At 72.5% G+C, this 23,641-nt stretch carries 24 protein-coding genes; 18 read left to right on the forward strand and 6 right to left on the reverse strand.

Annotated features, from left to right (window positions below; translation table 11 throughout):
• Window positions 1–55 precede the first annotated feature (55 nt).
• The gene (locus ACFWBF_RS16575) at window positions 56–430 is read right to left on the reverse strand and encodes a DUF1844 domain-containing protein (RefSeq protein WP_385601531.1); all 375 of its coding nucleotides are present in this window, start codon (window positions 428–430) and stop codon (window positions 56–58) included.
• Between the two features lie 323 nt (window positions 431–753).
• Between ACFWBF_RS16575 and infC the strand changes: the two genes are divergently transcribed.
• The 10 genes from infC (at window position 754) to ACFWBF_RS16625 (ending at window position 11,643) form a co-directional block, all read left to right on the forward strand.
• Window positions 754–1,494, forward strand: coding sequence for a translation initiation factor IF-3 (infC, locus tag ACFWBF_RS16580; protein WP_385601741.1), 741 nt, complete (start codon window positions 754–756; stop codon window positions 1,492–1,494).
• Between the two features lie 100 nt (window positions 1,495–1,594).
• The gene (rpmI, locus tag ACFWBF_RS16585; RefSeq protein WP_030012385.1) at window positions 1,595–1,789 is read left to right on the forward strand and encodes a 50S ribosomal protein L35; all 195 of its coding nucleotides are present in this window, start codon (window positions 1,595–1,597) and stop codon (window positions 1,787–1,789) included.
• A gap of 102 nt (window positions 1,790–1,891) precedes the next feature.
• Complete coding sequence (gene rplT / locus ACFWBF_RS16590; protein ID WP_007263143.1) at window positions 1,892–2,278, forward strand: 50S ribosomal protein L20; 387 nt, start codon at window positions 1,892–1,894, stop codon at window positions 2,276–2,278.
• A 126-nt stretch (window positions 2,279–2,404) separates the two neighbouring features.
• Window positions 2,405–3,265: a TrmH family RNA methyltransferase gene (locus ACFWBF_RS16595; protein WP_385601534.1), complete on the forward strand. Its 861-nt coding sequence runs from the start codon at window positions 2,405–2,407 to the stop codon at window positions 3,263–3,265.
• Window positions 3,266–3,320: 55 nt separating this feature from the next.
• Window positions 3,321–4,454, forward strand: a complete 1,134-nt coding sequence (locus ACFWBF_RS16600; RefSeq protein ID WP_385601537.1) for an ATP-binding protein — start codon at window positions 3,321–3,323, stop codon at window positions 4,452–4,454.
• A gap of 154 nt (window positions 4,455–4,608) precedes the next feature.
• Window positions 4,609–5,736 (forward strand): phenylalanine--tRNA ligase subunit alpha, encoded by a 1,128-nt coding sequence (gene pheS, locus ACFWBF_RS16605; RefSeq protein ID WP_385233393.1) that lies wholly within the window; start codon window positions 4,609–4,611, stop codon window positions 5,734–5,736.
• A complete protein-coding gene (pheT, locus tag ACFWBF_RS16610; protein ID WP_385601539.1) occupies window positions 5,736–8,264 on the forward strand; it encodes a phenylalanine--tRNA ligase subunit beta in 2,529 nt (842 codons plus the stop codon). The genes pheS and pheT overlap by 1 nt, the downstream gene beginning before the upstream one ends.
• 161 nt (window positions 8,265–8,425) lie before the next feature.
• The gene (locus ACFWBF_RS16615; RefSeq protein ID WP_385601542.1) at window positions 8,426–9,382 is read left to right on the forward strand and encodes a PP2C family protein-serine/threonine phosphatase; all 957 of its coding nucleotides are present in this window, start codon (window positions 8,426–8,428) and stop codon (window positions 9,380–9,382) included.
• A gap of 336 nt (window positions 9,383–9,718) precedes the next feature.
• On the forward strand, window positions 9,719–11,059 hold the full coding sequence (locus tag ACFWBF_RS16620; RefSeq protein ID WP_385601545.1) for a transcriptional regulator: 1,341 nt from the start codon (window positions 9,719–9,721) through the stop codon (window positions 11,057–11,059).
• 62 nt (window positions 11,060–11,121) lie between these two features.
• Entirely contained in the window at window positions 11,122–11,643 is a 522-nt protein-coding gene (locus ACFWBF_RS16625; RefSeq protein ID WP_385233468.1) for an NUDIX hydrolase, read from the forward strand.
• Here the strand turns inward: ACFWBF_RS16625 and ACFWBF_RS16630 are convergent.
• Window positions 11,640–12,539 carry a 3-hydroxybutyryl-CoA dehydrogenase gene (locus ACFWBF_RS16630; protein WP_385601548.1) on the reverse strand — a complete coding sequence of 300 codons (900 nt, stop codon included), beginning with the start codon at window positions 12,537–12,539 and terminating at the stop codon, window positions 11,640–11,642. The genes ACFWBF_RS16625 and ACFWBF_RS16630 overlap by 4 nt on opposite strands.
• A 154-nt stretch (window positions 12,540–12,693) precedes the next feature.
• On the opposite strand from ACFWBF_RS16630, the gene ACFWBF_RS16635 reads away from it, so the two are divergent.
• Window positions 12,694–13,965, forward strand: coding sequence for a glycoside hydrolase family 10 protein (locus ACFWBF_RS16635; RefSeq protein WP_385601550.1), 1,272 nt, complete (start codon window positions 12,694–12,696; stop codon window positions 13,963–13,965).
• Between the two features lie 10 nt (window positions 13,966–13,975).
• Here the strand turns inward: ACFWBF_RS16635 and ACFWBF_RS16640 are convergent, their stop codons facing one another.
• Both ACFWBF_RS16640 and ACFWBF_RS16645 read right to left on the reverse strand, forming a co-directional pair.
• Window positions 13,976–14,173 carry a DUF1918 domain-containing protein gene (locus ACFWBF_RS16640; protein ID WP_385601553.1) on the reverse strand — a complete coding sequence of 66 codons (198 nt, stop codon included), beginning with the start codon at window positions 14,171–14,173 and terminating at the stop codon, window positions 13,976–13,978.
• A gap of 56 nt (window positions 14,174–14,229) precedes the next feature.
• Complete coding sequence (locus tag ACFWBF_RS16645; protein WP_385601555.1) at window positions 14,230–15,159, reverse strand: DMT family transporter; 930 nt, start codon at window positions 15,157–15,159, stop codon at window positions 14,230–14,232.
• Between ACFWBF_RS16645 and ACFWBF_RS16650 the strand changes: the two genes are divergently transcribed.
• The 7 genes from ACFWBF_RS16650 (at window position 15,158) to ACFWBF_RS16680 (ending at window position 22,333) form a co-directional block, all read left to right on the forward strand.
• Window positions 15,158–16,651 carry a PLP-dependent aminotransferase family protein gene (locus ACFWBF_RS16650; protein ID WP_385601558.1) on the forward strand — a complete coding sequence of 498 codons (1,494 nt, stop codon included), beginning with the start codon at window positions 15,158–15,160 and terminating at the stop codon, window positions 16,649–16,651. The two genes, ACFWBF_RS16645 and ACFWBF_RS16650, sit on opposite strands and share 2 nt — an antisense overlap.
• A 31-nt stretch (window positions 16,652–16,682) precedes the next feature.
• Window positions 16,683–17,258 carry a histidine phosphatase family protein gene (locus tag ACFWBF_RS16655; protein WP_385601561.1) on the forward strand — a complete coding sequence of 192 codons (576 nt, stop codon included), beginning with the start codon at window positions 16,683–16,685 and terminating at the stop codon, window positions 17,256–17,258.
• Window positions 17,259–17,421: 163 nt separating this feature from the next.
• Entirely contained in the window at window positions 17,422–18,450 is a 1,029-nt protein-coding gene (gene argC / locus ACFWBF_RS16660; protein WP_385601564.1) for an N-acetyl-gamma-glutamyl-phosphate reductase, read from the forward strand.
• The gene (gene argJ, locus ACFWBF_RS16665; RefSeq protein ID WP_385601567.1) at window positions 18,447–19,604 is read left to right on the forward strand and encodes a bifunctional glutamate N-acetyltransferase/amino-acid acetyltransferase ArgJ; all 1,158 of its coding nucleotides are present in this window, start codon (window positions 18,447–18,449) and stop codon (window positions 19,602–19,604) included. The genes argC and argJ overlap by 4 nt, the downstream gene beginning before the upstream one ends.
• Window positions 19,601–20,575 (forward strand): acetylglutamate kinase, encoded by a 975-nt coding sequence (argB, locus tag ACFWBF_RS16670; protein ID WP_385601570.1) that lies wholly within the window; start codon window positions 19,601–19,603, stop codon window positions 20,573–20,575. The genes argJ and argB overlap by 4 nt, the downstream gene beginning before the upstream one ends.
• Window positions 20,572–21,789 (forward strand): acetylornithine transaminase, encoded by a 1,218-nt coding sequence (locus ACFWBF_RS16675; RefSeq protein ID WP_385601573.1) that lies wholly within the window; start codon window positions 20,572–20,574, stop codon window positions 21,787–21,789. Before argB ends, ACFWBF_RS16675 begins: the two co-directional genes overlap by 4 nt.
• Before the next feature lie 7 nt (window positions 21,790–21,796).
• Window positions 21,797–22,333: an arginine repressor gene (locus tag ACFWBF_RS16680; RefSeq protein WP_266937803.1), complete on the forward strand. Its 537-nt coding sequence runs from the start codon at window positions 21,797–21,799 to the stop codon at window positions 22,331–22,333.
• A gap of 11 nt (window positions 22,334–22,344) precedes the next feature.
• Here ACFWBF_RS16680 and ACFWBF_RS16685 read toward each other — a convergent pair whose 3' ends face one another.
• Together ACFWBF_RS16685 and ACFWBF_RS16690 are read right to left on the reverse strand one after the other, a co-directional pair.
• The gene (locus tag ACFWBF_RS16685) at window positions 22,345–23,034 is read right to left on the reverse strand and encodes a L,D-transpeptidase (protein ID WP_385601576.1); all 690 of its coding nucleotides are present in this window, start codon (window positions 23,032–23,034) and stop codon (window positions 22,345–22,347) included.
• A gap of 3 nt (window positions 23,035–23,037) precedes the next feature.
• Window positions 23,038–23,619, reverse strand: a complete 582-nt coding sequence (locus ACFWBF_RS16690; RefSeq protein WP_385601579.1) for a pyridoxamine 5'-phosphate oxidase family protein — start codon at window positions 23,617–23,619, stop codon at window positions 23,038–23,040.
• Window positions 23,620–23,641 lie beyond the last annotated feature (22 nt).

Here is a 23,641-nt window from a genome sequence, read left to right on the forward strand (position 1 = left end):
GGGCTGCTCGCAGCCCCGGCCCTCCTCCGTTCGGTTCAGTCCGTTGCGCGCTGCCTTACGCGTACACCGGGCCCGTGAACTTCTCGCCCGGGCCCTGGCCCGGCTCGTCCGGAACGATCGAGGCCTCGCGGAAGGCCAGCTGGAGCGACTTCAGGCCGTCGCGCAGCGGGGCCGCGTGGAAGGAGCTGATCTCGGTGGCGCTCGCGGTGACCAGGCCGGCGAGGGCGTTGATCAGCTTGCGGGCCTCGTCGAGGTCCTTGTGCTCGGAGTCGGGCTTGTCCAGGCCCAGGTTGACCGCCGCGGCGCTCAGCAGGTGGACGGCCACCGTGGTGATGACCTCGACGGCCGGGACGTCCGCGATGTCGCGGGTCATCTCGTCGTAGTCGGGTGCGGCGGTGGCGGTGGAATCGGAGGGCGTCGCGTCAGTCATACCGCCCACGATATGCCGTGCGGCGGGCTTGCAACGCGGGTGCTAGTATGTACTTCGACCGGCCGGACACCTGTGTGCCCGGCCCACAAGTGGAGGCTCCGATCTCCCACCCGGCCACCCTCACGGGAGGCGGGTCACCGGTCAGGCGGTATCCATCGTTCCGTACGGACGATGGAAAGCTGCCCGATTTTGCGCCCCGCGGTTCGCACGCGGCGGTGCTCCGGTTGTTTTGGAGCCCCTGCCTGTGCCCGGCGGGGCTTTTTTCATTCTCCGCCGCGGTAGGTCTGACGGCAAAAACGTCAGCGGCTGTCTGCCAGACAGCCGTGTGGTGCTACCGAGGAGGATCCATCAGCACCGAGCCCCGCATCAACGACCGGATTCGCGTTCCCGAGGTACGACTCGTCGGTCCCAGCGGCGAGCAGGTCGGCATCGTGCCGCTTGCGAAGGCGCTTGAACTCGCGCAGGAGTACGACCTCGACCTGGTCGAGGTCGCGGCGTCCGCACGCCCGCCGGTCTGCAAGCTCATGGACTACGGCAAGTTCAAGTACGAGTCGGCCATGAAGGCCCGTGAGGCGCGCAAGAACCAGGCGCACACGGTCATCAAGGAAATGAAGCTCCGGCCGAAGATCGACCCGCACGACTATGACACCAAGAAGGGTCACGTCGTTCGGTTCCTCAAGCAGGGCGACAAGGTCAAGATCACGATCATGTTCCGTGGTCGCGAGCAGTCCCGGCCGGAACTCGGCTACCGACTGCTGCAGCGCCTCGCTTCGGACGTCGAGGACCTCGGGTTCATCGAGTCGAACCCGAAGCAGGACGGCCGAAACATGATCATGGTCCTCGGTCCGCACAAGAAGAAGACCGAGGCGATGGCCGAAGCCCGCGAGGCGCAGGCCGCCCGCAAGGCCGAGCGCCAGGGTGTGGCCCTCACCGACGACGAGGTTCCTTCCGAGGACGCCGACGTCGAGGTCGAGGAGACCACCGACGAGGTCGCCTCTGCAGAGGTGGCCGAGGACGCGCCCGATGAGGCACCCGCCTCTCCCGAGGCACCCGCCGAGGCCTGATTCCGGGGCAGCCCGTCTCGGATCACCGAAAACAACTTGACGCTCCCGTAACCCGGTCCCCGGACCGGGGGGAGTGCCACCGACGAGGAGATACGGCGCTATGCCGAAGAACAAGACGCACAGCGGTACCAAGAAGCGCTTCAAGGTCACCGGCTCCGGCAAGGTGCTCCGCGAGCGCGCCGGCAAGCGCCACCTGCTCGAGCACAAGTCGTCCCGTGTCACCCGCCGCCTCACCGGCAACGCGGAGATGGCCCCCGGCGACGCCGCGAAGATCAAGAAGCTTCTCGGCATCTGATGTCCTGCGCTCCCACTTCCGGGAGCAGGACGTCAAAACCGGGACCCCATCGAATTCGGGCCGTGTGAAGACATCCACGGCCCCGCTACAAGGAGTTAAAAAGTGGCACGCGTCAAGCGGGCAGTAAACGCCCACAAGAAGCGCCGGGCAATCCTCGAGGCGGCCTCCGGCTACCGCGGTCAGCGTTCGCGCCTGTACCGCAAGGCCAAGGAGCAGGTCACCCACTCGCTGGTCTACAACTTCAACGACCGCAAGAAGCGCAAGGGCGACTTCCGTCAGCTGTGGATCCAGCGCATCAACGCTGCTGCCCGCCAGAACGGCATGACGTACAACCGCCTCATCCAGGGTCTGAAGGCCGCCAACATCGAGGTGGACCGCAAGATCCTCGCGGAGCTGGCCGTCAACGACGCCAACGCGTTCGCCGCCCTCGTCGAGGTCGCGCAGAAGGCCCTCCCGGCCGACGTCAACGCGCCGAAGGCTGCTGCCTAAGGCCTTGCCGGCGGCGTAAGCAGTCGGCACCCACGGACCCGCAGGCGATTGCCTGCGGGTCCGTGTGCGTTCGCCCCGCACGGCAGGGGCGCCCCCCCCGCCACCCCGAGAGAGAACCCTGAGAGCATGCGCACCCCCGACGAGCTGATCTCCCCCCGATCCACTCGGGTGGCCGCCGCCAGGCGACTGGCGCGCCGCAACTTCCGCACCAAGGAGCGCCGCTTCATCGCCGAGGGCCCGCAGGCCGTCCGCGAGGCCGTCGCGCACCGCGGGGCCGAGGGGGCGTCGACCCTGATCGAGCTGTTCGCGACCGTCGAGGCCGCCGAGCGCCACGCCGACATCATCGACGCAGCGCTGGACGCGGGTGCCCGCGTCCACTACGCGTCCGACGAGGTGCTCGCCGAGGTCTCGCAGACCGTCACCCCGCAGGGCCTGGTCGGCGTCTGCCACTTCCTCGACTCGCCCTTCGAGGACATCCTGGGGGCCCGGCCCAAGCTGGTCGCCGTCCTCGCGCACGTCCGCGACCCCGGCAACGCCGGCACGGTGCTGCGCTGCGCGGACGCCGCCGGCGCGGACGCGGTCGTGCTGACCGACGCCTCCGTGGACCTGTACAACCCGAAGTCGGTACGGGCCTCCGTGGGCTCCCTCTTCCACCTCCCGGTCGCCGTGGGCGTCCCGGTGGAGCAGGCCGTCGCGGGGCTGCGGGCGGCGGGCGTACGGATCCTCGCCGCCGACGGGGCGGGCGAGGACGACCTGGACGCCGAGCTGGACGCCGGGACCATGGGCGGTCCCTCGGCCTGGGTCTTCGGCAACGAGGCGTGGGGCCTGCCCGAGGAGACGCGGGCGCTCGCGGACGCCGTCGTACGGGTCCCGATCCACGGCAAGGCCGAGAGCCTGAACCTCGCCACGGCCGCCGCCGTGTGCCTCTACGCCTCCGCCCGTGCACAGCGGGCGCCCGGAGGGTGCCGCTCCGTGACCCCCAGCTAGTAATGTGGCGGCCCGGGGGCCCACTGCGCCACTCGGAGATGTGGGGTACGGGGAAATGACCGTCGGTACGAACAGCTCGCCGGGCGCCGCGGACGCGGCCGAGGAGCGGCCTCGCAACGCTCCCGGGCCCCGCGGGTTCGGCCCGGCCGGCTTCGGCATCGACCCGGACGACCTGCCCGACGGCCTGGTGGTGGCCGATCACACCGGGCACGTCATCTGCTTCAACCGTGCCGCGGCCCGGATGACCGCCACCGAACCCGCTCAGGCGCTCGGGGCGCGGATCGACCGGGCCCTGCCGCTGGAGGACCTCGAAGGCCGCCGCTGGTGGGCACTGACCGACCCGTACGGCGGACTGGCCACCCGGCGCGGACAGCCCGAGCGCAACCTCCTGCTCCCCGGGGGCCGCGAGGTGCTCGTCTCGGCCCGGTACGTGCGCACGCACCCCACCGGCCCGCTGCGCAGCCTCGTCGTCACCCTGCGCGGCACCGAGGCCCGCCGCCGCACCGAGCGCAGCCACGCCGAGCTGATCGCCACCGTCGCGCACGAGCTGCGTTCGCCGCTCACTTCCGTCAAGGGTTTCACCGCGACCCTGCTCGCCAAGTGGGAGCGGTTCACCGACGACCAGAAGCGGCTGATGCTGGAGACCGTCGACGCCGACGCCAACCGCGTCACCCGGCTCATCGCCGAGCTCCTCGACATCTCCCGCATCGACTCCGGACGCCTGGAGGTGCGCCGCCAGCCGGTGGACATCTCCACCGCCGTGGGCCGGCACGTCCAGGCGCTCACCGCCAACGGCCAGGCCCCCGAGCGGTTCCTCGTCAGCGTCTGCCGTCCGCTGCCCGACTTGTGGGCCGATCCGGACAAGATCGACCAGATCCTCGGCAACCTCCTCGAAAATGCGGTGCGACACGGAGAAGGAACGGTCACCATCGACGTATCGCCGCATGAGAAGGGAACCGCCGTCACCGTGACCGACGAAGGCCCCGGGATCCCCGAGGAGTCGATGGGCCGCGTCTTCACCCGCTTCTGGCGGGGGAGCAAGCGCGGCGGCACCGGCCTGGGCCTGTACATCGTCAAGGGCATCGTGGAGGCCCACGGCGGCACCATCTCGGTCGGCCGCGGCCCCGGCGGCGGCGCCGAATTCCGATTTATCCTGCCCGTCGGCGCGCCGGCCTACCTCACGCAGTAACCCTGCGGAGCGTCTCGCCAGGCGGCCCACGGGCCCCTTTACCCCCGGCGACCTTTAGACTCGTCCTTTGGCACCTTTGCGTCCTTGTGCCGAGCGCGCGTCGAGCGTGTCGCGCGGGGGACCCACCAGCCAGCCATCGGAAGTACGGGAAGAGATGTCGGCACCGAACAAGTCGTACGACCCTGTCGAGGTCGAGGCACTGAAACCGGAAGAGATCGAGCGCATGCGGGACGAGGCGCTCGCCGCCTTCGCCTCCGCCGGCGACCTCGACGCGCTGCGTGAGGCGAAGACCGCGCACATGGGCGACCGCTCGCCCCTGGCGCTCGCCAACCGCGAGATCGGCGCCCTGCCCCCCCAGGCCAAGGCCGAGGCGGGCAAGCGCGTGGGCCAGGCCCGCGGCGCCGTGAACAAGGCCTTCGGGGCCCGCACGGTCGAGCTCGAAGCCGAGCGCGACGAGCGGGTGCTGGTCGAGGAGGCCGTGGACGTCACGCTGCCCTACGACCGCGTACCCGCCGGCGCCCGGCACCCCCTGACCACGCTGATGGACCGCATCGCGGACATCTTCGTGGCCATGGGGTACGAGGTCGCCGAGGGGCCCGAGGTCGAGGCGGAGTGGTTCAACTTCGACGCCCTCAACTTCACGCCCGACCACCCGGCGCGCCAGATGCAGGACACCTTCTTCGTCCGCGGCCCCGAGGGCACCGAGGGCGACGAGTCCGGCGTCGTGCTGCGCACCCACACCTCCCCGGTGCAGGCGCGCTCGCTGCTGGAGCGCAAGCCCCCCGTCTACATCGTGTGCCCGGGGCGCGTGTACCGCACCGACGAGCTCGACGCGACGCACACCCCGGTCTTCCACCAGGTCGAGCTGCTCGCCGTGGACGAGGGCCTGACCATGGCGGACCTCAAGGGCACCATGGACCACATGGTCCAGGAGCTGTTCGGCGAGGGCACCACCACGCGCCTGCGCCCGCACTTCTTCCCGTTCACCGAGCCGTCCGCCGAGATGGACATGCAGTGCTACGTGTGCCGCGGCGAGTCGGTGGGCAACCCCGACCGCCCGTGCCGTACCTGCTCCAGCGAGGGCTGGATCGAGCTCGGCGGCTGCGGCATGGTCAACCCCAAGGTGCTCACCGCCTGCGGTGTGGACCCCGAGAAGTACAGCGGGTTCGCCTTCGGGTTCGGCATCGAGCGGATGCTGATGTTCCGCCACAACGTTGAAGACATGCGAGACATGGTCGAGGGTGACGTTCGCTTCACCCGGCCGTTCGGGATGGAGATCTGATGCGGGTCCCGCTTTCTTGGCTGCGGGAGTACGTCGACCTCCCCGCGGGTGAAACCGGTCGCGACGTGGCCGCCAAGCTCGTCGACGCCGGCCTCGAGGTCGAAACCGTCGAGCAGCTCGGCGGCGGACTCAAGGGCCCCCTCGTCGTCGGCCGGGTGCTGACCATCGAGGAGCTCGAGGGCTTCCGCAAGCCGATCCGCTTCTGCACGGTCGACGTCGGCCAGGCCAACGGCACCGGCGAGCCGCAGGAGATCGTCTGCGGCGCCCGGAACTTCGCCGTCGGCGACAAGGTCGTCGTGGTCCTGCCCGGCGCGGTGCTGCCCGGCGACTTCGCGATCGCCTCGCGCAAGACGTACGGCAAGACCTCGCACGGCATGATCTGCTCCGGCGAAGAGCTCGGCATGGGCGACGACGGCACGCACGGCATCATCGTGCTGCCGCACGAGCACGAGGTCGGTACCGACGCGATCGAGCTGCTCCAGCTCGTCGACGAGGTCCTCGACATCGACATCACCCCGGACCGCGGCTACTGCATGTCCATGCGCGGTGTGGCCCGCGAGGCCGCCACCGCCTACGGCCTGCCGCTGCGCGACCCGGCGCTGCTCGACGTGCCCGCGCCGAACTCGTACGGCTACGCGGTGCAGATCGCCGACCCGCAGGGCTGCGACCGCTTCACCGCGCGCACCGTGACCGGCCTCGACCCCGAGGCGCGTTCGCCGATCTGGCTCACCCGCCGCCTGCAGAAGGCGGGCATGCGCCCGATCTCGCTCGCCGTCGACATCACCAACTACGTGATGCTGGAGCTCGGTCAGCCGCTGCACGCCTACGACCGCTCGCGGCTCGCCGGCGCCATCGGCGTCCGCCGCGCCGAGCAGGGCGAGAAGTTCACCACCCTCGACGGCGTCAAGCGCACGCTCGACGCCGAGGACACGGTGATCATCGACGACAACGGCCCCATCGGCATCGCCGGTGTCATGGGCGGCGCCAACACCGAGATCGCCGACTCCGTGACCGACCCCGAGACCGGTCAGGTCACGGGCACCACGGACGTCGTCATCGAGGCCGCGCACTTCGACTCCGTGTCGATCTCGCGCACCGCCCGCCGCCTGAAGCTCTCCTCCGAGGCGTCCAAGCGCTTCGAGCGGGGCGTCGACCCGCACGCCGCCGCCGCGGCCGCGCAGCGGACCGTCGACCTGCTCGTGCTGCTCGCGGGCGGCGCCGCCGAGGCCGGCGTCACCGAACTGGCCGCCCCGGGTGCCCCGCGCACCGTCGCCATGAGCGCGGACCACCCCGACCGGGTCGCGGGCATGGACTACGGCCGCGAGACCGTCGTCCGCCGCCTCCAGGAGATCGGCTGCGACGTCCACGGGCAGGACGAGCTCGTCGTCACCGTCCCGTCGTGGCGGCCCGACCTCGCCGAGCCCAACGACCTCGCCGAGGAAGTCATCCGGCTGGAGGGCTACGGCAACCTCCCGTCCACCCTCCCGCAGGTGCCCTCCGGCCGCGGTCTGACCGCCCGCCAGCAGCTGCACCGGCGGGTCGGCCGCGCGCTGGCCGGCGCCGGGTACGTCGAGGCGCTGAGCTACCCGTTCCTCGGGGAGCAGGTCTTCGACCAGCTCCAGTTGCCCGCGCACGACGCCGCCCGCCAGGTCGTCAAGCTCGTCAACCCGATCTCCGACGAGGAGCCGGCGCTGCGCACCACGCTGCTGCCGGGTCTGCTCGGCGCGCTGCGCCGCAACGACAGCCGGGGCAGCCACGACCTCGCGCTCTTCGAGACCGGTTCGGTCTTCCGCGCGGGCGGCCGGCCGGGGGTCGCCGTACGGCTGCCCGTCGACCGCCGTCCCACGGACGAGGAGATCGCCACCCTGAACGCGGCCCTGCCCGCACAGCCGCGGTACGCCGCGGTCGTGCTGGCCGGTGCGCGCGAGCAGGCCGGCTGGTGGGGCAAGGGCCGCCCGGCCGACTGGGCGGACGCCGTCGAGGCCGCGCGTTCGCTGGCCGTCGAGGCGGGCGCCGAACTGGTGGTCCGCCAGGGTCAGTACGGTCCCTGGCACCCGGGCCGCTGCGCCGAGCTGATCGTCACCCTGGACGGGGTGGAGACGGTCATCGGTCACGCCGGCGAGCTGCACCCGCGCGTCGTCAAGGCGCTGGGCCTGCCGGCCCGCACCAGCGCGATGGAGCTCGACCTCGACCGCCTCGCGGCGGCCGGCGACGAGGCCCTCCAGGCGCCCCGGATCTCCACCTTCCCGGTGGCGACCCAGGACGTCGCGCTGATCGTCGACGCGTCGGTACCGGCCTCGGACGTGGAAACCGCGCTGCGCAAGGGCGCCGGCGAACTGCTGGAGTCCCTGCGGCTGTTCGACGTGTTCACGGGTGAGCAGGTCGGCGCGGGCAAGAAGTCCCTCGCGTACGCGCTGCGCTTCCGCGCGGCCGACCGCACGCTGACCGCCGAGGAGTCCACGGCCGCCCGCGACGCGGCGGTGGCGCTGGCCGGCGAGCGTACGGGAGCGGTGCTGCGGGGCGCGTAGCCGCTTCGTCTCCACCCTGCCGAGGGGCGCATCCGGGTCACCGGATGCGCCCCTCACTCGTTCGGGTGGGAACGCCGGTGACCCGTGTTCCGTGCACGGGCGGGTCGGCACAATCGTTCGGGCCGAGAGCCGAGGGCCGAGGGCCGAGGGGAGGCCGGACGATGATCACGCGCGGGGAGATGCCCCGGGTGCGCCGGGTGTGCGTCCTTGCATGGGGCGGCGCCGCGGTGTCCTGGGAGCTGTCCTCGCCGGGCCGGCTGGTGCCGAGCCTCGCCTCCTGCGCGGCCTTCCTCCTGCTCACGCTGCACGTCCGGCACAGACGCGCGGCCGAGCTGCGGCGGGCGCAGGAGACCGCCGGGGTGGCCCGCCAGGCGCTGCTGCGGACGCTGCCGGCACGGATCGACGGCCTGTCCCCGGCCGCGGCCCAGCTGTCGTTCGGCGGAGACCTGTACGAGGCGCTGCCGACGGCGTACGGGGTTCGGGCGGTCATCGGGGACGCGCGGGGACACGGGCTGCCGGCCGTGGGACCGGCGGCCGTGGTGCTGGGCGCCTTCCGCGAGGCGGCGCACGACGAGGCGACCCTCGGGGGAGTGCTCCGCCGGATGGAGCTCTCGCTGGACCGGCACCTGAGCGTCCGCGCCCGGGCGGAACACCCGTCGTCCGGGCTGGGCGAGCCCGCGTCACCGTGGACCGAGGAGTTCGTGACGGTGCTGCTGGTGGAGATCGCGGCGGACGGCTCCCTGACCGCCGTCAACTGCGGGCATCCGTGGCCCTACCTGATCCGCCCCGCGGTGGGCGCGCGGCCGGCCGAGGTGGTGTCGCTCGCCGGGGGCGAGACGCTGCCCCCGCTCGGGGTCGCGGCGTTGCCCGAAAAGGTGGAGGCGCAGGACTGCGGGTCCCTCGGGGTCGGTGAGGTGCTGTTCCTGCACACCGACGGGGCCGAGGACGCCCGGGACCGCGCGGGGCGGTTCTTCCCGCTGCAGAGCGTGCTCGCCCAGGCGCCGGCCGGCACGCCCGCGCGGCTGGTGGCGGGCGTGCACACCGCCCTGCTGCGGCACACCCGCGGCCGACTCGCCGACGACGTCGCCCTGCTGGTGCTCCGCAACGACCGGTCCTGACCACGCGCACCGGGCCCGGTGGGTGGGCCCGGCGCGCGTACGGTCCGGCCCCGGCCGGACCCGGCGACCAACCGGGTGCAGGCGGGACCGAAGCGCGCCGCCCGCCTGCCGTGGAGTGTCGGGCAGACAGCAGGACGGGCGGCGCGGTTGACGGGTCGTCGCACTGTACGAGGGGGAGCCGACGACCCGGGTCGCCTCTTGGCGAGGCCCTTAAGTGAACCGCTCACGGAGCCCCCCGCGGCAGAGTGCGCGGCGCATTTATGCGCGTACTTGGTTCACACCCCGTGTGAAGCGAGCACCCATTAGCCTGAGACCGACGAGCCCTTGGAGCGGCCCATGCAGCCCAATGCCCTGCTCGACTCCCTCCTCGCCGAGGCGGGAATGTCCCACGCGGGACTCGCCGCGCACGTGAACCAGGCCGGTCGCGGCCGCGGACTCGCCCTGCGCTACGAACACACCGCCGTCACCCGGTGGTTGAAGGGCCAGCGGCCCCGAGGGCAGGTTCCCGACCTGATCTGCGAGGTGCTCGGCGGCCGGCTGCGCAGGTCCCTCTCCCTCGACGACATCGGGTTCGGCGTGCCCGGACAGCCTGCCGGCCCGCACGCCTCCCCGCTCAGCGGTTTCGTGGACCGTGCGGCCGCCCTGTGGCGCTCCGACGAGCAGGGCCGGCTCCAGTTCCTCGCCGCGGAGGCCGTCACGGGCACGCCCGCCGTGATCCCGGTGTGGGAGTGGGAGAACCCGCCCGAGGACGCCGACGTGTCCCGGGAGGGGCCCACCGCGGTGGGCCCCGAACACATCGAGATCCTGCGGGCCGCCCGCGCCCACTACGAGCTGATGTACCGCCGGGCGGGCGGGGTGGCCACCCGGGCCCGGATCGTGCGCTTCCTCGGCACCGAGACCGCGCCGATACTGCGCGGGAGCTACTCCGACGGCCTCGGCCGCCAACTGCACCGCGCCACCGGGTCCCTGGTGGCGGTGGCGGGGATCTGCGCGTACGACTCGGACGCGCACGGGCTCGCCCAGCGCTACTTCCACCAGGCGCTGCGGCTCGCGAAGGCGAGCGGCGACCGGGGGCTCGGGGCGTACGTGATCGCGCTGATCGTCAACCAGTGCCTGCACCTGCGGGAGTACCGCCAGGCCGTGGCCTTCGCGGAGGCCGCCCTGCGCTCGGCCGGCCGGCACACCACCGCGGCCCTGGCCGCCGACCTGTACGCCATGCAGGCCAAGGCGTACGCCCAACTCGGGGACACGACGGCCGCGTTGGCCTGCATCCACAAGGCGGAGGCGGCCGCCGAGCGGATCCGGCCCGGTACGGAGCCGGACGAGACGGGCTACGTACAGCCCGGGCTGGTGAACGTACAGGTGGCCGAGGCGCTGCTCAGCCTGGGGGACCTGCACGCGGCCCACGAGCAGGCGACCGCGGCCGTCGGCACCCCGGCGCACGACCGGGGGCGCGTCCACCGGCTCGCGATGCTGTGCGAGATCCAGCTGCGCCAGGGGGAGGCCGATCAGGCGGTGGCGGCCGCGGCCGAAATGGCCGAGCGGGCCAAGGGGATGGAGTCGCTGCGCTTGCGCGACCGGCTCAGGGCGGTCCGCGAACAGCTGCTGACCAGCGGGTGTTCGGGCGCGGACGAGACCGCGGAGCTCATCGACGGGGCGTTGCGCGTTCCCCTGTGACGGCTTGAACTGCTGCCATGTTGCCACCTACTCGATCGGAAGGTGGCAGAACCGTGCAGTGGATGAACCTGAGTGAGCAGACTGTGTACACGAACCGCTGGTTCGACGTGAATCTCGCCGATGTGGAGCTCCCCGACGGCCGGCACCTGGACCACTTCGTGATCCGGCTGCGCCCGGTCGCCGTCGCCACGGCCGTCAACGAGGCCAATGAGGTGCTGCTGCTGTGGCGCCACCGCTTCATCACCGACAGCTGGGGCTGGGAACTGCCCGCCGGGGTGGTCGAGGACGGCGAGGACATCGCCGTCGCGGCCGCCCGGGAGATGGAGGAGGAGTCGGGCTGGCGCCCGGGCCCGCTCCACCACCTGATGACCGTCGAGCCGTCCAACGGGCTGACCGACGCCCGTCACCACCTCTACTGGGCGGACGGGGCCACCTACATCGGCCACCCGGAGGACGACTTCGAGTCCTCACGCCGCGAGTGGGTCCCGCTCAAACTCGTGCCGGACATGATCGCGCGCGGCGAGATCCCGGCCGCCAACATGGCGGCCGGGCTGCTGCTGTTGCACCATCTGCGGCTCGGCTAGCGGGTCCCGTACGGGTAGAAGCCCGCGCCGGACTTCCGGCCGAGGCGGCCGGCGTCGACCATCCGCTGGAGCAGCGGGGGAGCGGCGTACAGGGGCTCCTTGAACTCCGCGTACATCGAGTCGGCCACCGAGGCCACCGTGTCCAGGCCGATCAGGTCCGCGAGCTTCAGCGGGCCCATCGGGTGGGCGCAGCCCAGCTCCATGCCGTTGTCGATGTCCTCGCGGCTCGCGATGCCGGACTCGAACATCCGGATCGCGGACAGCAGGTACGGGATGAGGAGCGCGTTGACCACGAAGCCGGAACGGTCCTGGGCGCGGATCGCGTGCTTGCCCAGCACGCCCGCGACCAGGGCCTCGGCGCGCTTGACGGTCTCGTCGGACGTGGTCAGCGCCGGGATCAGCTCCACGAGCTGCTGCACGGGGGCCGGGTTGAAGAAGTGGATGCCGATGACCTGGTCGGGCCGCGAGGTCGCGACGGCCAGCTTCACCAGCGGGATCGAGGAGGTGTTGGAGGCGAGGATCGCGTCCGGGCGGGTGATCACCTGGTCGAGGACCTGGAAGATCTCCGTCTTGACCTGCTCGTTCTCGACGACCGCCTCGATGACCAGGTCGCGGTCGGCGAACTCGCCGAGGTCGGTGGTGAAGGACAGGCGGGCCAGGGTGGCGTCCCGCTCCTCCTCGCTGATCTTGCCGCGTTCGGCGGCCTTCGTCAGCGAGCTGTGCAGCCGGGTGCGCCCGAACTCCAGGGCCTCGCCGGTGGTCTCGGCGACCATCACCTCAAGACCGCTCCGGGCGCACACCTCCGCGATGCCCGCGCCCATCTGGCCACAGCCCACTACGCCGACGCGTGCGATGTCGTCTGGGAGGTCCGTCACATCGTGCCTTTCGCTGCTCATCCATCGCGGGTCCCCCGTACTCGGCAGTGGTAACTGCGTTCCGGCGCCCGCCACGCCCCCCGACGTTACCCCCGACCTTGCCCCGCGTGGCGGGCCGGGGCGGGCATGCTGGGCGGACGCACGGCAATGTCACGGAACGGAACGGAGTCCTCACATGGCGTACATGGGACGGCGGGGAGTGCTGGCCACAGCCGCGGGCGTGCTGGCCGCGGCAGCGTCGGGCGGTCCGGCAGAAGCGGCGCAGGGGACGAAACCGGACGGGCGGGGCCGGGCGGAGCGCGAGGCTCCGGCGAAGGCGCCCGTGGCGGAGTTCCGCGGCATGTGGATCGCCTCCGTACAGAACGTGGACTGGCCCTCCGAGAGCGGGCTCTCGGCCGGGGAGCAGAGGGCCGAGCTGCTGGGCCTCCTCGACACCGCCGTGCGGCGCCGGCTCAACGCGGTCGTCCTGCAGGTGCGGCCCACGGCCGACGCGATGTGGCCCGCGGCGCGGGAGCCCTGGTCGCAGTGGCTGACCGGGGAGCAGGACGTCGACCCGGGCTGGGACCCGCTCGGCACGGCCGTCGCCGAAGCCCACGCCCGGGGGCTGGAGTTGCACGCCTGGTTCAACCCGTACCGCGTGGCCAACCACACCGACCTCGACCGGCTCGTCCCCGAACACCCGGCCCGCCGCAACCCCGGCTGGGCGGTCCCGTACGGCGGCAAGCTGTACTACAACCCCGGGCTGCCGGAAGTGCGCCGGTTCGTGCAGGAGGTCATGCTCGACGCCGTGTCCCGCTACGCCGTGGACGCGGTGCACTGGGACGACTACTTCTACCCCTACCCCGTCGAGGGGCAGGAGTTCGACGACGACGAGGCCTACGAGCTGCACGGCGGCTCCTTCGCCGACCGCGGCGACTGGCGCCGCCACAACACCGACACGCTGGTCCGGGAGATGTCCGAGCGGCTGCGGACGCTGCGGCCGTCGGTCCGTTTCGGCATCAGCCCCTTCGCGGTCTGGCGCAACAAGGACCGCGACCCGCTCGGCTCGCCGACGCGGGCGGGCCTCGGGACGTACGACGACCTGTACGCGGACACCCGCAAGTGGGTACGCGAGGGCTGGATCGACCACATCGTGCCGCAGGCCTACTGGCACATCGGCCACCCGACGGCCGACTACGCCGCGCTCGTCCCCTGGTGGGCGCGGGTGGTCGCCGGCACGCGCGTGCAGCTCTACGTGGGGGAGGGCCTGTACCGCTGCGACCCCGAGAGCTCGACCGCCGCGTGGCGCGATCCGAAGGAGCTGTCGCGGCACGTGACCTTCGCCCGGAAGTACGCGGAGGTCCGCGGCCACGTCTACTTCTCGGCGAAGCACGTGGTCGCGGACCCCAACGGAGCGATGGCCAGGGTGGTGGCCGACCACTATGCGACGGCGGCGCCGCCGCGCTGAATGTCCGGTGTCATTGGGTGGGCTCGCTCGGGTGCTTCACCACGCAGTCGGGGCCCGGGGACATGACGGCCTCGTGCCCGTCGGAGAAACGGACCCGGTAGGGCGGGGTTCCGTCCTCACCCAGTACCTGGGTGATCTCACCCACCTTGTCGTGCTGGCCCACGATCCTGCCGTGCTGCACCAACTGGTCGCCCTCGGTCGCGCGCATAGCTGACCTCCTCGGTGCGGTCCGATCCGGTGCTAGCAGTTTAGGGCGTTCTGATGCTATTTGACCCGTTGGGTCACGGTGATGCAGACGAGCACCGCGCAGGCGGCCACGGGCGCCGCCGGCGTCAGGTGCTCGCCGAGCAGCGCCACCGACCAGATCAGGGTCAGCAGCGGCTGGGCGAGCTGCAGCTGGCTGGCCCGCGCCGGGCCGATCTCGGCCATGCCCCGGTACCAGACGTACAGGCCGAAGAAGGTGGAGCCGACCGCCACCCAGACGAGACCGACCAGCCCGTGGGCGGTGAGGTGTACGGGCTCGTACGCGAGGCCGAGCACGGAGCCGGCCACGCTGAGCGGCAGGCACAGCACCAGTGCCCAGCCGACCACCTGCCAGCCGGCCATCACCCGGGCCAGGCGCGCGCCCTCGGTGTACCCGGCCGCGCACACCAGCAGGGCGGCGAAGAGGAACCCGTCGCCGGCCGACAGCGCGCCGCCGCTCTGGGCCAGGGTGAAGCCGAGCACCACCACGGCCCCGGCGACGGCCGCTCCCCAGAACCGCCGCGAGGGCCGGGCTCCGGTGCGCAGCGAGGACACCACGGCGGTGGTCAGCGGGAGGAGGCCCACCACCACGGCGGCGTGCGAGGTGGTGGAGGTCTGCAGGGCGAGGGTGGTGAGCAGCGGGAAACCGACGACCACCCCGGCGGCGACGACAGCGAGCCCCGCCCAGTGCTCGCGGCCGGGCAGCGGCACGCGCACGGCCAGCAGGAAGGCGCCGGCCGTCAGCGCCGCGAGCACGCTGCGCAGGGCGACCAGGGACCAGGGGCCGAAGCTCTCCAGGCCCCACGCGGTGCCGGGGAAGGTCAGCGAGAAGGCGATGACGCCGAGCGAGGCGAGGAGGGTGCCGCTGCTCACGGAGCGGTTCGCGAAGCGGCCCCGGAGGCCCCCGACCGCTATCGTGGTGGGGCGAGTAGCGCTATTCTGTGCTGTCATGTACGAGCGTAGCAGTGTGACTGAACTTGCGGAATCGCTGAGGTCTGAGCTGAACCGCTACCCGATAGGTGGAAAGCTGCCATCGAGCCGGGCCCTGGTCGAGCGCTTCCGGGTCAGCCCCGTCACCGTCTCGCGGGCCCTCGCGCAGCTCGCCGCCGAGGGGCTGGTCACCACCCGGCCCGGCGCCGGGGTGTTCCGCTCGCCGCCCCGTACCTCGGCCCACGCCTCCGGGGACACCTCCTGGCAGGAGGTCGCCCTCAGCGTGGAAGGCGCCGGGGAGGTGGTGCCGCGCTCCGTGGACGCCTCCGGGGTGCTGGCGACGCTCGCGGCGCCCCCGACCGGCGTGATCGAGCTCAACAGCGGCTACCTGCACTCCGCGCTCCAGCCCGAGCGGGCCATGGCGGCCGCGCTGGCACGCGCCGGCCGGCGGCCCGGGGCGTGGGGGCGGCCGCCGGTGGAGGGGCTCCCGGAACTGCGGGACTGGTTCGCGCGGGAGATCGGCGGCGCCGTCGGGGCCGCCGACGTACTGGTCACCGCGGGCGGGCAGAGCGCGCTGACCACGGCGCTGCGGGCGCTGGTCCCGCCCGGGGCGACGATCCTCGTGGAGTCCCCGACCTATCCCGGGCTGCTGGCCATCGCGCGGGCCTCCGGATGCCGGCCCGTACCGGTCCCGATGGACGCCGACGGGGTCCGCCCGGAGCTGCTGGCCGCCGCCTTCGAAGCGACCGGGGCACGGGTCTTCGTGTGCCAGCCGCTGTTCCAGAACCCGACGGGCTCCGTGCTGGCCGCGCAGCGGCGGGGCGAGGTGCTGCGGATCGCGCGGGCCGCCGGGGCCTTCGTGGTGGAGGACGACTACGCACGGGCCCTCGCCCACGAGGACGCGGGCCCGCTGCCCGCGACGCTGGCCGCCGAGGACGCGGACGGGGTGGTGGTGCACGTGCGCTCGCTGACCAAGGCCACCTCTCCCAGCCTGCGGGTGGGCGCGCTGGCCGCCCGGGGTCCGGTACTGGACCGGCTGCGCGCCATCCAGGTCGTGGACAGCTTCTTCGTGCCCCGGCCGCTCCAGGAGGCCGCCCTGGAGCTGGTCGGCGCCCCCGCCTGGCCGCGCCATCTGCGGACGGTCGCCGCGGAGCTGCGCCACCGGCGGGACGTGCTCGCGGGGGCCCTGCGGCGGGAGCTGCCCGGCGTGGAGCTCCCCCATCTCCCGACCGGGGGCTACCAGCTGTGGGTCCGGCCCGGCGGGGGCGACGACGACGCGGCCTTCGCCGCGGCGGCCCTGCGCGCCGGGGTGGCGGTGGCCCCCGGCCGGCCGTACTTCTGCGCGGAACCGCCGGGCCCGTACGTCCGGATGAGCTTCGCCGGGGTCTCGGGCGCGGCGGAGCTGACCGAGGCGGTACGGCGGCTGCGCGCCGGGCTGGGGAGCGGGGCGCCGGGCGGGCCGGGGAGCGGGGCGCCGGGCGGCGGTGGCAACCCGCTCGCCCCAGACGCTTGACCGCGTGCGACCGGCGGCTCACCATCGCCGCATGCATGTTCGGGTTTCGCTCGTTGCCGCAGCCCGCGGTTCCTCGCTGCTCACCGAGCGCTTCGATGACGACCGCCCGCTCGACGGGGCCGGCTGGCGAGCGGTGGAGTCCGCCGCGCGGGGGCTGGTGCCGCTCGGCGCCGCCGAGCTCCGCTACTGCTCGCCTACCCCGCGCAGCCGGGCCACGGGCGCGGCTCTCGGGTACGCGCCGCTGGCCCAGCCCGCGCTGCGGGAGTGCGACATGGGCCGCTGGCGCGGGCTGACCCTGGCGCAGGTGACGGCGCACGAGCCCGCGGCGGTGGACCTCTGGCTCACCGACCCGCTGGCCTCCCCGCACGGCGGGGAGTCCCTGCTCTCGTTCATCTCCCGGATCGGGAGCTGGCTGGACAGCCGCCCGGCGGACGACGGGGGCGCCATCGTGGCGGTGGCGGAGCCTTCGGTGGTCCGCGCCGCCCTGGTCTACGCCCTGAACGCGCCCCCGCTGACGTACTGGAACGTCGACGTCCGCCCGCTCTCCACCATCACCCTGACGGGCTGGTCGGGCCGCTGGCACCTCTCCCTCCAGGCGCCGGTGTGACGGACCCGATGGCGGCGCCGCCGGGCTGCCCCGTCACCTCTTGACCCTGACCAGGTGCACGGCCGCGACCTCGTTCGCGGTGACCGAGACCTGGCCGGACAGGCGGCGCGTTGCATAAACGTGCGGTGATACGTATAGTCATGCCATCGAGGAGGAGGGTCCGATGGTGGTACGTGTAGCGGTGGCCGGAGCCAGTGGGTATGCGGGTGGTGAAGTCCTGCGCCTGCTGCTCTCGCACCCCGAGGTGGAGATCGGCGCGCTGACCGCGAACTCCAACGCCGGGCAGCTGCTCGGCGCGCTGCAGCCGCATCTCGTGCCGCTCGCCGGGCGCACCCTGGAGGCGACCACGCCCGAGGTCCTCGCCGGCCACGACGTCGTGTTCCTCGCCCTGCCGCACGGGCAGTCCGCCGCCGTCGCCGCCCGGCTCGGCGAGGACGTCCTCGTCGTCGACATGGGCGCCGACCACCGGCTCAAGGACTCCGCCGACTGGGACAAGTTCTACGGCGCCCCGCACGCCGGCACCTGGCCCTACGGCCTCCCCGAGCTGCCGGGCGCCCGCGCCGCGCTCGTGGGGTCCAAGCGCATCGCGGTGCCGGGCTGCTACCCGACCGCCGTCTCGCTGGCGCTCTTCCCGGCGTACGAGGCCCGGCTCGCCGAGCCCGACGCCGTCATCGTCGCCGCCACCGGCACCTCCGGCGCCGGCAAGGCGCTCAAGCCGCACCTGCTCGGCTCCGAGGTCATGGGCTCCATGAGCCCGTACGGCGTCGGCGGCGGACACCGGCACATCCCCGAGATGATCCAGAACCTGAGCCCGTCGGCCGGGCAGCGGGTGACGGTGTCGTTCACCCCGACCCTGGCCCCCATGCCCCGCGGCATCCTCGCCACCTGCTCCGCCAAGGCCCTCCCCGGCACCACCGCCGAGGCGCTGCGCGCCGCGTACGAGAAGGCGTACGCGGACGAGCCCTTCGTGCACCTGCTCCCCGAGGGCCGGTGGCCCGCGACATCGTCCGTCTACGGTTCCAACGCGGTTCAGATCCAGGTCGCGTACGACGAGGCCGCGCAGCGGATCATCGCGATCAGCGCCATCGACAACCTCACCAAGGGCACCGCCGGTGGCGCGGTGCAGAGCATGAACATCGCCCTCGGCCTCCACGAGAGCCTGGGTCTTTCCACGATCGGAGTCGCACCGTGAGCGTCACGGCAGCACAGGGATTCACCGCCGCGGGCATCGCGGCGGGGATCAAGGCGAACGGCAACCCGGACCTCGCCCTCGTCGTCAACAACGGCCCCCGACTCGCCGCCGCCGGCGTCTTCACCTCCAACCGCGTCAAGGCCGCGCCCGTGCATTGGTCCGAGCAGGTCCTGCGCGGCGGCGCCGTCAGCGCGGTCGTCCTGAACTCGGGCGGCGCCAACGCCTGCACCGGCCCGAGGGGCTTCCAGGACACCCACGCCACCGCCGAGAAGGTCGCCGCCGCACTGGGCGGCGAGCACAACGCCGGCGAGGTCGCCGTCGCGTCGACCGGGCTGATCGGCGTCCTGCTGCCCATGGACAAGCTGCTGCCGGGCATCGACACGGCGGTCGCCGCGCTCGCCGCGGACGGCGGCGAGGCCGCCGCCATCGCCATCAAGACCACCGACACCGTGCACAAGACGGCCACCGTCTCCCAGGGCGGCTGGACCGTCGGCGGCATGGCCAAGGGCGCGGGCATGCTCGCGCCGGGCCTGGCCACCATGCTCGTCGTCCTCACCACCGACGCCGACGTGGACGGCGCCACCCTCGACAAGGCGCTGCGCTCCGCCACCCGCACCACCTTCGACCGCGTGGACTCCGACGGCTGCATGTCCACCAATGACACGGTGCTGCTGCTCGCCTCGGGCGCGTCCGGCCAGGCGCCGGCGTACGAGGAGTTCGCGGAGGCCGTACGCACGGTCTGCGCCGACCTCGCCCGCCAGCTGATCGGCGACGCCGAGGGCGCGAGCAAGGACATCCGCATCGAGGTCGTCGGCGCGGTCAGCGAGGAGGACGCGGTCGAGGTCGGCCGGTCCATCGCCCGCAACAACCTGCTCAAGTGCGCCATCCACGGCGAGGACCCGAACTGGGGCCGGGTGCTCTCGGCCATCGGCACCACCAAGGCCGCCTTCGACCCGGACCGCCTGAACGTCGCCATCAACGGCGTCTGGGTCTGCAAGAACGGCTCGGTCGGCGACGACCGCGACCTCGTCTCCATGAAGGACCGGGAGGTCCGCATCACCGCCGACCTGTCCAACGGCAGCGAATCGGCCGTGATCTGGGCCAACGACCTGACGGCCGAGTACGTCCACGAGAACAGCGCGTACTCCTCATGAGCGGGGCGGTCGGGAACGCCCGGAAGCACACCGCGCTGCCGAAGGCAGAGATCCTCATCGAAGCCCTGCCCTGGCTCACCCGCCACAACGGCAAGATCGTCGTCATCAAGTTCGGCGGCAACGCCATGATCGACGAGGACCTCAAGGCAGCCTTCGCCCAGGACGTGGTCTTCCTGCGCCAGGCGGGCCTCAAGCCCGTCGTGGTGCACGGCGGCGGCCCCCAGATCAACGCCCAGCTCGACAAGCAGGGCCTGGTCAGCGAGTTCAAGGCGGGCCTGCGCGTCACCACCCCGGAGGCCATGGACGTCGTACGGATGGTGCTGGCGGGCCAGGTCCAGCGCGAGCTGGTCGGCCTGCTCAACCAGCACGGGCCCCTCGCGGTCGGCATGACCGGCGAGGACGCCCACACCATCACCGCCACCAAGCACACCCCGGAGATCGAGGGCGAGCTCGTCGACATCGGGCGGGTCGGCGAGATCACCGCCATCGACACCGGCGCGATCGAGGCGCTGCTGGCGGACGGCCGGATCCCGGTCATCTCCTCCATCGCGCGCAGCGCCGACGACCACCACGTGTACAACGTGAACGCCGACACTGCGGCGGCCGCGCTCGCCGCCGCGCTCGGCGCCGAGACGCTGATGGTCCTCACCGACGTCGAGGGTCTCTACGCGGACTGGCCGAGCAGCGACGAGGTCATCAGCCGGCTCACCGTCAGCGAGCTGGAGAAGCTGCTGCCCGAGCTGTCCAGCGGCATGGTGCCCAAGATGGAGGGCTGCCTGCACGCCGTACGGGGCGGGGTGAGCAACGCCCGCGTCATCGACGGGCGCGTCCAGCACTCGATCCTGCTGGAGATCTTCACCGACGAGGGAATCGGCACGATGGTCGTGCCCGACGAGCAGCACGAGCCGAACGAGCAGAACGAGCCGCACCAGCCGCACGAGCCGAACGAGCCGCAAGGGGGAGCACAGTGAGCGAGTCGACGGGCAACCAGGGATACGCCGCACGCTGGCGCGGCGCCCTGACCAACAACTACGGCACCCCCGCGACGGCCCTCGTACGCGGCGCCGGCGCCCAGGTGTGGGACGCGGACGGCAAGCAGTACACCGACTTCGTCGGCGGCATCGCGGTCAACGCCCTCGGCCACGCCCACCCGGCCATCGTCGAGGCGGTCTCCGCGCAGATCCAGACCCTCGGCCACGTCTCCAACCTCTACGCCTCCGAGCCGGTCATCGCCCTCGGCGAGCGGCTGCTCCAGCTCTTCGGCCGCTCCGGCAAGGTTTTCTTCTGCAACTCCGGCGCCGAGGCCATCGAGGCCGCCTTCAAGGTCGGCCGGCTGACCGGGCGGACCCACATGGTGGCCACCGCCGGCGGTTTCCACGGCCGGACCATGGGCGCCCTCGCACTCACCGGGCAGCCCGCCAAGCAGGGGCCCTTCCTGCCGCTGCCCGGCGATGTCACGCACGTCCCGTACGGCGACGTCGAAGCGTTGCGGGCCGCCGTCACCGAGGAGACCGCGCTCCTCGTCATCGAGCCGATCCAGGGCGAGAACGGTGTGGTCGTGCCGCCGCCCGGGTACCTGACGGCCGCCCGGGAGATCACCCGCGCGACGGGCACCCTGCTCCTCCTCGACGAGGTGCAGACCGGCATCGGGCGCTGCGGCCAGTGGTTCGAGCACCAGGCGCACGAGGGCGTCGAGCCCGACCTCGTCGCACTCGCGAAGGGGCTGGGCGGTGGTCTGCCGATCGGCGCCCTGGCCGCCTTCGGCCCGGCGGCGGACCTGCTCCAGCCCGGCCAGCACGGCACCACCTTCGGCGGCAACCCGATCGCCTGCGCCGCCGGCCTCGCGGTCATCGACACCATCGCCGCCCAGGGCCTCCTCGAGCAGGTCAAGGCCCGTGGCGAGCGGCTGCGCTCCGGAATCGAGGCTTCCGGGCATGCGCTCGTCTCCCATGTCCGTGGCGAGGGCCTTCTGCTGGGTATCGTGCTGACCGAGTCGCTCGCACCGCAGGTGCAGAAGGCAGCTCAGGACGCAGGCTTCCTGGTCAACGCGCCCGCCCCCGCCGTCGTACGGCTCATGCCCCCGTACGTGATCTCCGAGGCCGAGGTGGACGCGTTCGTCCAGGCGCTGCCCGGCGTCCTCGACGCGGCCAGTGACGCAGCCCATGGGGACGGATCCGGAGAATGAGACGACGATGAGTCAGGCGCAGGACAACGAGCACGGCGGCCAGGCCGTCCCGCAGACCCGCACCGCCCGCCACCGCCGGATCGTGGACATCCTCAACCGGCAGCCGGTCCGCTCCCAGAGCCAACTGGCCAAACTGCTCGCCGACGACGGGCTGAGCGTCACCCAGGCGACGCTCTCCCGCGACCTCGACGAGCTGGGCGCGGTGAAGATCCGCAACACCGGCGGCGAGCTGATCTACGCGGTCCCGAGCGAGGGCGGGTTCCGCACCCCGCAGGCACCGCTGGGCGAGTCGGCGAAGGAGGAGCGCATGCGGCGCCTCTCCGGTGAACTGCTGATCTCGGCGGAGGCCTCCGCGAACCTCGTCGTCCTGCGCACCCCGCCGGGCGCCGCGCAGTTCCTCGCCTCGGCGATCGACCAGGCCGAACTCCAGGCCATCCTCGGCACGATCGCGGGCGACGACACCCTGATGCTGATCAGCCGCGACCCGGCGGGCGGCCAGGCCCTCGCCGATCACCTCCTGCGCCTCGCGCAGAAGGAAGGCTGACCCGCCGGGCCTCAGTAGCGGGTGACCGCCAGGGCCCCGGACTCGGTGCCGACCGCGATGTGCGGACGGCGCCGGGGGTTCGCCCACCGCAGGATCGCCCGCATGTCCCGCTCCGGGACCGACACGCAACCGGCCGTCGCGCCCTTGCCGTTGACGTGCAGGAAGATGCCCGCGCCCCGGCCGCGCACCGGGCGCTCGTAGTTGAAGCCGATGACGAGGGCGTGCGCGTACTGCTTCTCGTACGCGACCAGGTGCTCGGCCTCGCCCGGCGCGCAGTCGGCGGGCAGCGGCTCCACCCAGCGGTTGTAGCTGCCCGAGGCGTTGTCCTGGCACCACCACGAACCCGCCGCCACCCGCCGGTAGCGCACTTCCGTCCCGGCCGGGGCGTGCGCGATGCCGAAGGCGTACGGGAGGTCGTACAGGCCGGTCGGCGTGGTATTGGTGCCCTGGGTGCGGGTCGCGCCCTCGGTCAGGCCGTTCGCGCCGAAGCGGGCCGGCGCGCTGCCGGCCTCGAACCAGCGCCCCGCCCGCCGGTCCCACCAGGTCACCCGCCCGGTCGTGGACCCGGGGGCGGGGGCGACGGCCGTGATCAGCTGGCTGCCGCCGCCGGTGTCGGCGAGGCGGGCGGGCAACGGTGCGGGGCCGTGCGGGAACAGGCCGGCGAAGACCAGCGAGCCGGCGAGGAGGGCGGTACGCAGCACCCGTCAGACGGTACGGGGCGGCAGGGGAAGCGGCAGTGCAGGCAGGCCGTCCAGACTCGTTTCGATGTAATCCTTCTTCTCGCAGTACGCCGCGAACTCCTCGTCCGTCTTGCGGCCGAAGTACTCCGCGTGGAGGGTGCGCTCGCCCTGGTACTCCATGAGGGGGACGGCGTACCCGCACACGTCGGCTATCCGGCGGGCGCGCACCACGATGACCGCCCGCGCGGAGGGGCCGTCGGCCTCCCCGAACAGGGCGATCAGCTCACCCCAGCGCGGGTCGTCGCGGAAGACGGCCTCGCCCTCGCCGTGGATGCGCACGATGTTCGGAGGGCCGCTGAAGGCGCACCACATGAGGGTGATCCGGCCGTTCTCGCGGACGTGCGCGATGGTCTCGGCGCCGCTGCCGCCGAAGTCCAGGTAGGCAAGGGTCTGTTCGTCGATGACGACGAGCGTCCCGGCGCGGCCCTTGGGCGAGAGGTTGACGTGGCCGTCGCCGGCGAGCGGGGCGGTCGCGGTGAAGAAGACCGGCTGCGCCTCGATGAACTCGCGCAGTCGGCCGTCTATGCGTGCGTGAAGTTTTCCCATGGTGATCAGTATCCGTCCGTCG

Source organism: Streptomyces sp. NPDC060028 (genome assembly GCF_042736725.1).
Lineage (GTDB): Bacteria > Actinomycetota > Actinomycetes > Streptomycetales > Streptomycetaceae > Streptomyces.